Here is a 13,096-nt window from a genome sequence, read left to right as displayed (position 1 = left end):
ACTAAGTCTTTGAATTTGCTACAATTAGTATATCATTGATATCGAGGTGTATTACATGAACACTGAAAAAGCTGTTTTAAATTATTTTATCCAAAATCTAGGAAATTATACATCTGGAGAAGAATTATCAAATAAACTAAATATCTCTCGCACAGCGGTCTGGAAAGCTGTCAAACAATTAAAAGAACAAGGCTATGAAATTTCCAGTAAAACAAGAAAAGGATATTGTCTAGTTGATAATGGAGTATTGAATACTGCGTTTATTAACAAATATTTACATACTGATAATCTTGATCTGCATGTTTATGAAACTATTGGTTCAACTAACTCTGAAGCTAAAAATATCAGTAGTCAACGTCATTCTACTGAGCCACTGGTAATTATTAGTGACCAACAAACGGCAGGTTACGGACGCTATGGCAGAAAATTCGAATCACCTAAGAATACCGGTATTTATATGAGCATCTTGCTTGAAAATCAACATCAAAATGATTTAAATCCTGGTTTGTTGACTACTGCTGTCGCTATTGCGGTTAGTCGTACTATCAAAAAGTTATTCCACAAAGATACAGAAATTAAATGGGTTAATGATGTATTACTTGACGGTAAGAAAATTTGTGGCATTTTAACTGAGGGTGTTGCTAACCTTGAAACTCAAAGTATCTCACAAATTATTATCGGAATTGGTATAAACTATACCACTCCCCTAAAAGTATTCCCTGCTGAACTTAGGGAAAGAGTTGGTTCACTTAAAGAGTTAGCTGAAAAATACCATATATCCAGAAATATGTTTATTGCATGTTGCTTAGATGAATTTTTCGCTATTTATCGTAACTATACTTCTGCTGATTTTATGGATGAATATCGTAAATTATCTGTTGTTATCGATAAAGGAGTTCGCATTAAACAAGGAAATAAAATAATAACTGGTGTAGTTTCTACCATTGATGATTTGGGAAGAATTGTCCTTACTGATGGACAAATTTTCAATTCCGGTGAAGTCACCAAAATTAGATATTAAGAAAAAGACCTGGAATTTTCATTCTAGGCTTTTTTGTCAATTTAGTATTTTATAATTCAAATGGTTTGTCAATTTCAGCTGTAAATTTCATATTTTCAGGAACGTCTTTCCAAAAATCATTTACATCTTGCTTAATTGGTGGAAACGTATTGAAGTGATATGGAATAACTTTTTTAGCATCAATTAATGAAGCAGCATAGGCAGCATCGTCAGGTCCCATTGTATAATAATCGCCAATTGGTAAGAATGCCAAGTAAATTTGTTGCTTACGTCCAACTAGCTTCATATCACTGAATAAACCAGTATCTCCAGCGATATAAATTAATTTTCCTTCAATTGTTAAAGCTAAGCCTGTTGCCATACCTAAAGGCACATTAGCAGTAGTATGCCAAGCTGGGATGATCTTAACATCGCCCCAATCAAAATGCACTGTTCCACCATAATTAGGACCTTCAACTTTGAAACCTTTTTGTGCGTAATCATTAGCCATATCCATTTCTGTTACAATTGTCGCACCTGATTTTTTAGCTAATTCTTCCGCATCTCCCACATGATCATGATGTGAATGAGTTAATAGAATATAATCTGGATTAAAATCTTCTGGTTTAGTCTTAGTAAATGGATTTCCAGTAATAAAAGGATCAATTAGAATTTGTTTTCCAGCAACTTGAATTTCAATAAAAGCATGTCCATGCCAAGTAATTTTCATATTATCACCTCAAAACTATTATAAGAAAAAAGTCATGCCCTTCCAATATAAAAGCACGACTCTGTATTTTCTTAATATAATTTTTCAACTTGTTCTTGAACTGAATCTAATGCCAAGAACTCGTCATAAGTAGTGTCAAAACGGTCAACAATTCCCTTAGGCCCTACTTCAATAATATGATTTGCGATTGTTTGAATATACTCATGGTCATGAGATGTAAAGATAATTGAACCTTTAAAATCAATCATTGAATCATTAAGCGAAGTAATTGACTCTAAGTCTAAATGGTTAGTTGGATCATCCATCAATAATACATTAGCACGTTCTAACATCATTTTAGCTAGAATACAACGAACCTTTTCGCCACCAGATAACACTTTGATTTGCTTATCAATATCATCACCTGAGAACAACATCTTACCTAAGAAACCACGTAAAAAAGTATTATCATTTTGTTCTTTAGTAGCAAATTGACGTAACCAATCTAAAATGCTTAATTCATCATTATCAAAACTAGCATTTAAGTCTTTTGACATGTAACTTTGACTTGTTGTTTGTCCCCAAGTTACAGTACCTTCATCGGGTTCAATTTCACCAGCTAAGATTTGCATTAAAGTTGTGGTTGCTAAGTCATTACGTGATAATAAAGCTACTTTTTCGCCAGGACGAATAATAAAACTTACGTTATCAAGAATCTTCTCACCATCAATAGTATGGCTAACATTTTCAACCTTAACTAAGTCATTTCCTAATTCACGTTCCATTTCAAATTTGATAAATGGATACTTTCTTGATGATGGTTTAATGTCATCCAAAGTAATTTTTTCAAGTTGTTTCTTACGTGATGTAGCTTGTTTAGATTTAGAAGCATTAGCAGAGAAACGTGCAATAAATTCTTGCAATTCCTTGATTTTTTCTTCTTTCTTAGCATTTGCATTTGCTTGAAGTTTAGCAGCTAACTGACTAGATTCTAACCAGAAGTCATAGTTACCAACATATAACTTAATCTTGCCGTAGTCCACATCACACATATGTGTACATACTTGGTTTAAGAAATGACGGTCATGAGATACCACAATTACAATATTTTGATAATCTGCTAAAAAGTCTTCTAGCCATGAAATTGTATGTACATCTAAACCGTTTGTTGGTTCGTCTAATAATAAAATATCAGGTTCACCAAATAAAGCCTGTGCTAATAAAACTTTAACCTTATCACTTTCAGGTAATTCGCTCATCTTAGCATCATGCAAGGATTCTGGTATACCTAAAGATTGTAGAAGTTGTGATGCTTCTGCTTCTGCATTCCAACCATCCATCTCTGCAAATTCAGCTTCAAGTTCTGCAGCCTTAATCCCATCTTCTTCAGAGAAGTCAGGCTTAGCATAAATCGCATCTTTCTCTTTCATAATTTGATAGAGCTTTTTATGGCCTTGAATGACAGTTTCCATTACTGTGAATTCTTCAAAACCAAAGTGGTCTTGGTTCAAGCTTGAAATACGTTCATTACTACCAATTGAAATATTTCCAGTTGTTGGTTCTAACTTTCCTTCAAGTAACTTTAAGAAAGTAGACTTTCCAGCACCATTAGCACCAATAATACCGTAGCAGTTTCCTGGAGTGAATTTCAAATTAACATCATCATAGAGTAAACGTCCAGAAAAGTTTAAACTTAAATCACTTACAGTAATCAAATAAATTTCCTCGTTTCATTAAAAGTAATAAGTTCAATTTAGCATAATTCTATTGTTAAAGACAAGCTAAATTATTAGTTTTTTAATTTCGCCATAACTTTTGTCGCTATTTTTAATACTTTTAGATGTGAATTAATTCCAAAATCTCGTTCATCATAATTATCAACATCTTTCAGTGAATCAGCTGTGAATAAAATCTGGGCAAAATCCACATTTCTAAACTGTGAACATGCGGCTAAAGCAGCACATTCCATTTCGACTGTAGCGACTCCTTGTTTACGATAACGATTGACTAACTCTATAGTTTCTCTATAAAATCCATCGGTTGTCCATGTTATAACTTCATGAATTCGATAATTAAAATCTTGTAGTGTTTGTTCTACTCGCTGTACAAACTTTGAATTTAATTCAATACTTTCACTAGCTGGTAAATAATGCAACGATGTTCCTTCATCTCTAATTGCTTTTGTTGGAATAACAAACTCATTTTCTTCAAAATCTTCTAGTGAACCACAAGAACCAACAGCTAATACCTGTTTTACTCCATAACCAATTAGCCAATCTAATAGTTGTGTAGCTGCTGGTGCCCCAAGTGGAGCTTGGCATAATCCTATTTTTTGTCCTTCATAATCAATTTCATAGACATTAGGATTAAAAGAAATTGTCTCCATGCTCCCTACAATTCGATAAGAATATCTTGCTAAAAATTTATCAATATTTTCTTTAGTTACAAAAGCATAAATTAATTTTTTTGGCAGCTTATAATCTAAACTCTCATGGTCTGGATTGATTACTGCGTCCTGTGGATAATCATGTATAAATAATGGCAATTTTTGATAGTCCATTCTATCATCTCATTTCAAAATTAATTTACACAATCTTAGCATATCAGTATCACTCTCACAAGTTTGGAATATAGAAATTTTTGACAATAATGGTACAATTAAAGTATGAAATCATTTACACAATTTATAAGGAAGTGATCTTATGAGTGAAAATGTATTTTTCAATCCAGGACAATCAATTTCCAGCTCTTATGATTTCGATAAAGCTTATACTGCAGCTAAAATCTATCATATGAAAGCTGATAATTCTGTTCTGATCGTTCAAGAAAAAGATGGTCAACCTTATGTCATCTTTGATGAAGCTAAAGCTCTACAACAAGAAGCAGCTGAAGGCAAGAAGTATTCTGTAATCAAACGTGTTTCCCATGATAAGGAGTGATTATTTTGGCAAAAATTCCTAACTATACTTTAAATGATGGTAATCAAATTCCTGTACTTGGATTTGGTACTTATAAATTGAATGGTGCTACAGGAGTTAACGCTATTAATAGTGCTTTAAATAATGGTTATTCATTATTAGACTCTGCTTTTAATTATGAAAATGAAGGTGCAGTCGGCGAAGCAATCAGACGTTCATCTCTTAAGCGTGAAGATATCTTCGTAACATCTAAACTTCCAGGAAGACATCAAGTATACGAAGAAGCTATCCCTACTATTCAAGAATCACTTTATCGTGCAGGCTTAGATTATTATGATCTATATCTCATCCATTGGCCTAATCCTAAAGAAGATCATTATGTTGAAGCATGGCAAGCTTTAATTGATGCACAAAAATTCGGTCTTGTTCGTTCAATTGGGGTCTGCAACTTCTTACCTGAACATCTTGATCGTTTGGCTAATGAAACAGGTGTGATGCCAGCTGTAAACCAAATTGAATTACATCCATATTGGTCTCAAGCTGTTCAAAGAGAATATGATAAAGAACATGGTATTTTCACACAAGCTTGGAGCCCACTAGGTAGAGCTAATTCAGTATTACAAGATCCTGTAATCGTTGAAATTGCCAAGAAGCATCATAAATCTGTTGCTCAAGTAATTTTGCGTTGGGAATTCCAATTAGGTGTAGGTATTATTCCTAAAGCTAACTCTACAAAACACCAATTATCCAATTTGGATATTTTTGATTTTGAATTATCAGCTGATGAAGTCGCAGCTATTACTAATTTGGATAAACCTAATGGCAGAACTAAGAATCAAGATCCTGCTGTTTACCAAGAATTCTAAAATTAAGATCCAAATAAAAAAGCATCTAAAAAATAATAGATGCTTTTTTATTATACGAATTTGTCTAATTTACGTTTTAGACACAGGACCAATTTTTTAATTTCTGCAAATTCTACAATTTTTGCGTCAATTTTTGAATTGGTCCTATGTCTAGATTTGACATTTTGACTTTTTTAGAATTTTTTTGCACAATACTATCCATTTAACTTCTCCATTTTTCCAAGATGTTAATTTTTCAACCTCTTGATATCCTAATTTATGTGCCATTTTCAAACTATTAACATTATTAGCTTTAATTAACATTTTCAGAGTATTTATCTTTGTTTTTGATTTAGAGTACTTTTCAATCTCACTTATAACAGCACCTGCAATTCCTTTTCCCTGATACTCTTCACTTAGCCAAAGTCCAACCTCACCCATTTTGCCATCTGGTGATATATCGCTAATATCTGCCATTCCAATAACTTTTTCATTCAGTAAAATTACAAAAGTTATTGTTGCTTCTTTACGTTCAGTGTGGATAATTTTTTGAATATATGTATGCATCTCATCTTCATTGTGAATATCTCTTATCCACTCAATCCATTTTTCCAAATTATTACGATTATCCACAATCAATTGATATAATTCTCCACTATCAGCTTCAGTTATTAACCTAATTCTTACATTATCCACCTAAATTCCCCCTTTTTGTGTAAAAAATAAGCCAGCTACATAAAGTAACTGACTTATCAACATGTTTAATATTAATCTTCCTTGTGGAAACGATTCTTGAACAATGGACTAACTGGCTTGTGTTCATGAATACGTTTAATAGCATCACCAATAAGTGGACCTACAGAAACTTGAACAACTTTATCAATCTTCTTGTCTTCAGGAAGGTTAATAGAGTCTGTAATAACCATTTCCTTAATTGGAGATTTTTCAATACGTTCAATGGCTGGACCTGAGAATACAGGGTGTGTAGCACAAACATATACTTCTACTGCACCAGCATCTTTCAATGCTTGAGCTGCTAAAGTAATTGTTCCAGCTGTATCAATCATATCATCAATTAAGATACAACGTTTACCATCAACAGAACCAATAATGTTCATAACTTCAGCTACATTAGCCTTAGGACGACGCTTATCAATAATAGCGATTGGTGCTTTCAAGAATTCTGCTAATTTTCTAGCACGTGTAACACCACCATGGTCAGGAGAAACAACAACTGCGTCTTTTTCCAAACCATTAGTTAAGAAGTAATCAGCCAATAATGGTGCACCCATTAAGTGGTCAACAGGAATGTCAAAGAATCCTTGAATTTGAGCAGCATGTAAATCAAGGGCTACCACACGAGTTGCACCAGCTTTTTCCAACATATCTGCAACTAATTTAGCTGTAATTGGTTCACGTGAACGAACCTTACGATCTTGACGTGCATATCCATAGTAAGGAATTACAACGTTGATAGTTGCTGCACTAGCACGACGAAGAGCATCAATCATAATTAATAGTTCCATTAAATTATCATTAACAGGAGCAGATGTTGATTGAACGATAAATACTTCATCGCCACGAATACTTTCTTCAATGTTGATACGGATTTCACCATCACTGAAACGATCAACAGAGATTTTTCCCAAAGGTACCCCAACAGCTTCAGCAATTTTTTCTGCTAAAGGCTTATTTGAATTTAAAGCAAAAATTTTAAGCTTTGGATCAGAATATTGTCCAGACATAACGGCCTCCAATTATTTATACCTATTATTTTACCTACTACAATAGTACGTCAAAATATAGTCTAAAATCAAGCAAATTTAGTTTTTTTCTTACTCTTCTTTGGCTTTTTCTTCAGCAATACGTGCAGCTTCAGCTACTGGATAACGGTCAAAATAACCTTTTTTGTTAACTTGACGTCCACGAGCAATTCCCATATCATGTGCATCAATATCATCTGTAATTGTTGAACCTGCTGCTACATAAGCATGATCAGCAATATTTACAGGTGCGATAATATTTGAAGCACTACCAATGAATGAGTAATCTCCAACTGTTGTATGGTGCTTGTTAATTCCATCGTAGTTAACGAATACTGTGCCACAACCAACATTAATATCTCTACCTAATGTTGCATCGCCAACATATGTTAAATGACCAACTTTAGTATTCTTTCCAATTGTAGCTTTCTTAACTTCTACAAAGTTTCCAATATGAGCATTTTCACCAATTTCAGCTTTAGGTCGTAAATGACTGTATGGACCAATGTTAGAATTCTTATGCATTACAGCATCTTCAATATAAGAACTTGTAACCTTTACGCCATCTTCAATTACACTGTCTATAATTTCAGAATGAGCACCAATATAGCAATCAGCACCAATTTCTGTCTTACCTTTTAATTGTACTCCAGGTTCGATAACTGTATCTGATCCTACTTTTACATCAATATCAATATAAGTTGTATCAGGATCAATTAAAGTTACACCTTGACGCATCAAGTTTTCATTAATACGACGACGCATTACTTTGGTTGCATTAGATAAAGCAATACGATCATTAACACCCATTGATTCTTCAAAGTTCTTCATTTGGTAAGCAGCAACAACTTTACCTTGTTTTTGGAAGATTTCCATTACATCTGGAAGATAATATTCACCTTGTGCATTATCATTTTTAATTTGATGTAATGCCGCAAATAATTCTTTATTATCAAAACAATACACACCAGTATTGATTTCTTTTACTGCAGCTTCCTCAGCTGTTGCGTCTTTTTGTTCAACAATTTTTTCCACAATTCCAATTTCATTACGGATGATACGACCATAGCCAAATGGATTTTCAGCATGAGCTGTTAAAACTGTAGCTACCGCACCTTTAGATTTGTGATATTCAAATAATTCTTCAAATGTCTTTGCTGTGAAAAGAGGTGTATCTCCACAAGCAATTAAAGTCATACCATCTTTATCACCAAGTAATTTTTCAGCTTGTAAGACAGCATGGCCGGTTCCTAATTGTTCTGCTTGTAAAGCGTATTTTGTACGATCACCTAAAGTCTTTTCAACCATTTCAGCACCGTGACCTACAACTGTCACAATTTCATCCATGTTATTCTTTTCAATTTCAGTTAATACATGATCTACCATTGGCTTTCCACATACTGGATGTAGTACTTTATATAGCTTTGATTTCATGCGTGTTCCTTGACCAGCAGCCAAGATGATAGCATATTTAGAAGTCATAATATTTCTCCTTGTCAAATTAATATTTACTACTGTATCATACTCTATTTTTACCACTGATAACAAGGTTTGAAACTGAAGTCAAAATAAATCTTAATCAAGATTAGATTGCGTTCTTAGTATTCTCTTTAATTTCTAACAATTATGCTAAATTCTTAGATTTTTTCCCTAAGAAAAGTAGTACAACGATAACGATGATGTTAACTACAATTCCACTAATTAGAAAGACTGTTGGATAATCAATTTTAGCGAATAAAGTACTGTAAATCAGCACTCCAACTGGTGTGAGAAGTTGTGCTAATGTATACAAGAATGTCATAACTTTTCCTAAATTTTCTTTAGGAATTACTTCTTGAACATAGGTAAATAATGGAGGATCGGATAATGCAGTTGAAATTCCTAAAATTAGTTCAAATACGATGAAGATTATCAAAGTCTCATGTTTAAAGAATGATAATGAGATTCCTAAAATCAATAACGCTACTGCAAAGGAAGAATATAGTCTTATGATAAATCTAGTAATATTCTTTATATTAATTGCAGCTATTACTGCTCCTCCTAGAACTACTCCAATAGAATACAAACTTTGAATATCTCCACTGACTACTGAGCTATATTTCAAAACATGAATAACAACATATGGAACACCAATCGTTAATGAAGTTACTGCTAAATTCAAAAGCATAGCTATCATTGTTAATCTAGTTAATTCCATATTACCTCGCAAAATTTCAATTAACTTTTTACCCGTTTCATGTGCTTTTTCTTTATTTCTATGAGCTTTAAATTTAGTTATTACTGTCAAAAAGATAGTCAGAATTTCAGTTATAATTTCAATTAAAATTATGTATTCAAATGCGATTTTTCCATAAATATATCCTGCTAATGGTAGTGCAGCAATACCTGCAATTGCAACCCCTGTCGTTTGAATCGCATTTAGCTTCTGCAAGTAATCTTTAGAAACTATGTCTGGAGTTGATGAAAGATATGAAATTGAGAAAAATCTAGCACAAATATTACTAATGCTTACAAATACTACTGATACAACCAATAGATTAGTTTTCACTGCTAGTGGGTAAATAATTAAGAAAATTGCCAAGCAGATTACTAAAGCTATCTCTGCTACAATCGCGACATTTTTGCGTGGATATTTATCCACAACTTTACTAATAACTGGTGATAGAATTAGGCCAATGATTGGTCCAATAAATATATTCACTCCATAACCTAAAGCTGAACCTGTTATTTCTAATAGCTTTAATGACAAAGCATAAGTAAATATCGCTGCTCCTAACGCATTAATGATTGTTGTCGTTCCAGCTTTTAGTAACTGAAATAAATTAAATCTTTTATCCCCCATACAATCCACTCTCCATATATTATAATTAATTTATAATTAGTTTATCATTTTTTCGGAAAGTTTCATTAAAAAAATGAATTATTTACTAAGTACACATATACCGTAAATAATTCATTCCTATTTTTTATATTTTAATCTTCTTTTTTGCCAAAGACTTTTTCTAAATAATTTCCTGGGCTTACGTGAATAGTTTTATCAATTGTATTGACACTATCAACTTTTAATAACGATGTGTAATCTTCAACCATTCGACGACCATCAAATGCACCTTCTGCAAAAACGGTAATTCCCACAAGTTCAGATTCAAATTCTTCAATCATGGACTTCATACCGTTAACAGTACCGCCGCCCTTCATGAAATCATCCACTACTAATACGTGAGAACCACGTTTCAAACTGCGCTTGGATAATTCCATTTTTTCAATGCGTTCACTAGACCCAGATACATAATTTACTGATACTGTAGAACCTTCAGTAATCTTAGAATCACGACGCACAATTACGAATGGAACATTTAAATATGAAGCTACACTTTGTGCAATTGGAACACCTTTAGTAGCTACTGTCATTACTGCATCAATTTGCTTATCTATATATTGACGTGCAATCACACGACCAACGTATCTCAAAACGTCTGGTCTGCCAAGTAAGTCAGATAAATATACGTATCCCCCAGGTAATAATCTATCTTGGTGTGAAAGTTGTTCAGTCATATCTTCGATAAATGCACGTGCTTCATCTTCATCAATAGATGGGATAAAAATAGCTCCCCCTGTAGCGCCTGGTATTGTTTCTAAAATTCCTATACCTCTTAACTTAACAGTACGTTTTATAATAGCCAAGTCTTCACTGATTGATGATTTAGCAGATTCATAACGTTCGGCAAAAAAAGTTAATGACACTAATGTATGTGGTCGTTCCATAAAATAACGCGTCATATCAATTAATCTGTCGCTTCGTCTTGTTTTCAAACTAATACCTCCTAAAATATCCATCTCAATTCTATTTTATAATACTTAGATATTATACGTCATTTTACGGTATTTTCCTAGTTTTTTTATTATTTTTTATAATAAAGTTCGTTTTTTAATAAAATATAAATTTAGAGGTACTAATCTAAGAAAAAGATTAAGGTAATTTTATTTTATATCTTCAGCAATTAATTTAGGAATAAATTTTCCAATTTCAAAATATTTTTTAAACTATTGGCGATGCTTTCCTAATCTATCATCAGTTATTTGTTCTTTTTTAATCTAACTGTTAGTAAAAACATTATTCAAAATCTCCTTATTTATCTTCCATAATTTTGTATTCTGTAAAATAACTTCTATGCTGTTTAATCTCTCCAGATTCATATAAACTAATCTTATGTTCTAAACGTGCAATTGAACGATTAAGATTGTGTTGTTTTTCTTTTAAATTTGCCAGTTGCTCTTTCAACAAATCTTCACGTGCTTGTAACGTTGAATCGCCTTTCTGAATCATTTCAGCATAGTCAATTAATTTTTCAATAGGTACACCCGAATGACGCAAGCAAACAATCATTTCAATCCATTCTTGCACACTATCATCGTAATAACGATTTCCATTACTTTGACGTGGAACATTAGGTAGCAGTCCTATACGTTCGTAATATCTTAGTGTATCTGGTGTAATACTATACTTTTCTGATACTTGGGTAATTGTTAAGTTCATGCTCATCTCCTCCATTTCAATTATCAGAATATTACTTGGAGTTAGCTCAAAGTCAAGTCACTTATTTTCAAGAAATATAAATAATTTCTTAAAAAAATTTCCCACCATTTAATAAAATAATTAGTTGTATTTATTCTTTATAGAATCGTATTCTCTTTACTTGTAATTTGTATAAAATTAACTTATGATAGGTTTAATATCAATAATTATGAGAAATGAGGTTTTAAAATGAGTCAAAAATTAAAAGTAGCAGTTATTGGTGCTACTGGTATGGTTGGACAAAGATTTATTGCGATTTTGGATAACCATCCCTGGTTTGAAGTTACAGAATTAGCAGCTAGCCCTCGTAGTGCTGGTAAAACTTACGAAGAAGCTCTTAACGGTCGCTGGCGTATGGAAACACCTATTCCTGAACGTGTTAAGGATATGGTTGTTTTAGATGCTAATGATGTAGAAAAAGTTACTTCTAATGTAGACTTTGTATTTTCAGCTGTCAGCATGTCTAAAGATGAAATTAAAGCACTTGAAGAAAGATATGCTAAAACTGAAACTCCTGTTGTTTCTAATAATAGTGCTCACCGTTGGACTCCAGATGTTCCTATGATTATCCCTGAAATTAATCCTGAACATACTGAAGTTATCAAATACCAACGTGAACGTTTAGGTACAAAACGTGGCTTTATCGCAGTTAAACCAAATTGCTCTATCCAAAGCTACACACCAGCATTATCTGCTTGGAAGAAATTTGAACCTTATGAAGTAGTTGCTACTACATATCAAGCTATCTCCGGTGCCGGAAAGACTTTCAAAGAATGGCCAGAAATGGAAGGTAACATCATTCCATTTATTAGTGGAGAAGAAGAAAAATCAGAAAAAGAACCTCTTCGTATTTGGGGGCATGTAGATGCTGAAAGTAAGTCTATTGTCCCAGCTGATGATACAGTTATTACTACTCAATGTGTTCGTGTACCAGTGCTTTACGGACATACTGCAGCTGCTTTTGTTAAATTTAGAAAACCTGCTACTAAGGAAGAATTAATTAAAGCACTTGAAGATTATCGTGGTGTTCCACAAGAATTAGAACTTCCTAGTGCTCCTAAACAATTCATTCGTTATATGACTGAAGATGACCGTCCTCAAGTTGCATTAGATGTAAACTACGAAAATGGTATGGGTATTTCTATCGGTCGTTTACGTGAAGATAAAGTATATGACTGGAAATTCATCGGTCTATCACACAACACTGCTCGTGGTGCTGCTGGTGGCGCTGTTGAATGTGCTGAATTATTAAAGGCTCAAGGTTATATCACTAAAAAATAAGCAA

At 32.9% G+C, this 13,096-nt stretch carries 13 protein-coding genes; 4 read left to right on the top strand and 9 right to left on the bottom strand.

The window, feature by feature from the left end; genetic code table 11:
- Positions 1-55: 55 nt before the first annotated feature.
- Positions 56-1,021 (top strand): biotin--[acetyl-CoA-carboxylase] ligase, encoded by a 966-nt coding sequence (locus OZJ21_RS09095; protein ID WP_268857713.1) that lies wholly within the window; start codon positions 56-58, stop codon positions 1,019-1,021.
- Positions 1,022-1,070: 49 nt separating this feature from the next.
- On the opposite strand, the gene OZJ21_RS09090 is transcribed toward OZJ21_RS09095, so the two are convergent.
- The 3 genes from OZJ21_RS09090 to OZJ21_RS09080 all read right to left on the bottom strand — a co-directional run bounded on the left by OZJ21_RS09090 (position 1,071) and on the right by OZJ21_RS09080 (position 4,269).
- Complete coding sequence (locus OZJ21_RS09090; RefSeq protein ID WP_268857712.1) at positions 1,071-1,730, bottom strand: metal-dependent hydrolase; 660 nt, start codon at positions 1,728-1,730, stop codon at positions 1,071-1,073.
- A 71-nt stretch (positions 1,731-1,801) separates the two neighbouring features.
- Complete coding sequence (locus OZJ21_RS09085) at positions 1,802-3,424, bottom strand: ABC-F family ATP-binding cassette domain-containing protein (protein WP_003702586.1); 1,623 nt, start codon at positions 3,422-3,424, stop codon at positions 1,802-1,804.
- 74 nt (positions 3,425-3,498) lie between these two features.
- Entirely contained in the window at positions 3,499-4,269 is a 771-nt protein-coding gene (locus OZJ21_RS09080) for a nucleoside phosphorylase (RefSeq protein WP_081559188.1), read from the bottom strand.
- A 142-nt stretch (positions 4,270-4,411) separates the two neighbouring features.
- Between OZJ21_RS09080 and OZJ21_RS09075 the strand changes: the two genes are divergently transcribed.
- Both OZJ21_RS09075 and OZJ21_RS09070 read left to right on the top strand, forming a co-directional pair.
- Positions 4,412-4,648: a hypothetical protein gene (locus tag OZJ21_RS09075; RefSeq protein ID WP_003699642.1), complete on the top strand. Its 237-nt coding sequence runs from the start codon at positions 4,412-4,414 to the stop codon at positions 4,646-4,648.
- 5 nt (positions 4,649-4,653) lie between these two features.
- Positions 4,654-5,493, top strand: a complete 840-nt coding sequence (locus tag OZJ21_RS09070) for an aldo/keto reductase (RefSeq protein WP_003709302.1) — start codon at positions 4,654-4,656, stop codon at positions 5,491-5,493.
- Between the two features lie 150 nt (positions 5,494-5,643).
- Here the strand turns inward: OZJ21_RS09070 and OZJ21_RS09065 are convergent, their stop codons facing one another.
- The 6 genes from OZJ21_RS09065 to OZJ21_RS09040 all read right to left on the bottom strand — a co-directional run bounded on the left by OZJ21_RS09065 (position 5,644) and on the right by OZJ21_RS09040 (position 11,772).
- Entirely contained in the window at positions 5,644-6,168 is a 525-nt protein-coding gene (locus OZJ21_RS09065) for a GNAT family N-acetyltransferase (RefSeq protein WP_003699645.1), read from the bottom strand.
- Positions 6,169-6,239: 71 nt separating this feature from the next.
- The gene (locus OZJ21_RS09060; RefSeq protein WP_003699646.1) at positions 6,240-7,217 is read right to left on the bottom strand and encodes a ribose-phosphate diphosphokinase; all 978 of its coding nucleotides are present in this window, start codon (positions 7,215-7,217) and stop codon (positions 6,240-6,242) included.
- Between the two features lie 90 nt (positions 7,218-7,307).
- Positions 7,308-8,717, bottom strand: coding sequence for a bifunctional UDP-N-acetylglucosamine diphosphorylase/glucosamine-1-phosphate N-acetyltransferase GlmU (glmU, locus tag OZJ21_RS09055; protein WP_003702576.1), 1,410 nt, complete (start codon positions 8,715-8,717; stop codon positions 7,308-7,310).
- 142 nt (positions 8,718-8,859) lie between these two features.
- Positions 8,860-10,077, bottom strand: coding sequence for an MFS transporter (locus tag OZJ21_RS09050; RefSeq protein WP_268857711.1), 1,218 nt, complete (start codon positions 10,075-10,077; stop codon positions 8,860-8,862).
- 131 nt (positions 10,078-10,208) lie between these two features.
- Complete coding sequence (purR, locus tag OZJ21_RS09045; protein WP_003709294.1) at positions 10,209-11,048, bottom strand: pur operon repressor; 840 nt, start codon at positions 11,046-11,048, stop codon at positions 10,209-10,211.
- 316 nt (positions 11,049-11,364) lie between these two features.
- Entirely contained in the window at positions 11,365-11,772 is a 408-nt protein-coding gene (locus tag OZJ21_RS09040; protein WP_268857710.1) for a MerR family transcriptional regulator, read from the bottom strand.
- Positions 11,773-12,000: 228 nt separating this feature from the next.
- Between OZJ21_RS09040 and asd the strand changes: the two genes are divergently transcribed.
- Positions 12,001-13,092, top strand: a complete 1,092-nt coding sequence (gene asd, locus OZJ21_RS09035) for an aspartate-semialdehyde dehydrogenase (RefSeq protein ID WP_081530221.1) — start codon at positions 12,001-12,003, stop codon at positions 13,090-13,092.
- Positions 13,093-13,096 lie beyond the last annotated feature (4 nt).

It is taken from the genome of Ligilactobacillus sp. UO.C109 (genome assembly GCF_026847815.1).
GTDB lineage: Bacteria > Bacillota > Bacilli > Lactobacillales > Lactobacillaceae > Ligilactobacillus > Ligilactobacillus salivarius.
This window is presented reverse-complemented; position numbering and strand designations above follow the sequence as displayed.

Coding starts and splice junctions, on each gene's coding strand:
- asd (WP_081530221.1), top strand. CDS start 12,001: ATGAGTCAAAAATTAAAAGTAGCAGTTATTGGTGCTACTGGTATGGTT.
- glmU (WP_003702576.1), bottom strand. CDS start 8,717: ATGACTTCTAAATATGCTATCATCTTGGCTGCTGGTCAAGGAACACGC.
- OZJ21_RS09050 (WP_268857711.1), bottom strand. CDS start 10,077: ATGGGGGATAAAAGATTTAATTTATTTCAGTTACTAAAAGCTGGAACG.
- OZJ21_RS09080 (WP_081559188.1), bottom strand. CDS start 4,269: ATGGACTATCAAAAATTGCCATTATTTATACATGATTATCCACAGGAC.
- OZJ21_RS09095 (WP_268857713.1), top strand. CDS start 56: ATGAACACTGAAAAAGCTGTTTTAAATTATTTTATCCAAAATCTAGGA.
- OZJ21_RS09040 (WP_268857710.1), bottom strand. CDS start 11,772: ATGAACTTAACAATTACCCAAGTATCAGAAAAGTATAGTATTACACCA.
- OZJ21_RS09075 (WP_003699642.1), top strand. CDS start 4,412: ATGAGTGAAAATGTATTTTTCAATCCAGGACAATCAATTTCCAGCTCT.
- OZJ21_RS09090 (WP_268857712.1), bottom strand. CDS start 1,730: ATGAAAATTACTTGGCATGGACATGCTTTTATTGAAATTCAAGTTGCT.
- OZJ21_RS09060 (WP_003699646.1), bottom strand. CDS start 7,217: ATGTCTGGACAATATTCTGATCCAAAGCTTAAAATTTTTGCTTTAAAT.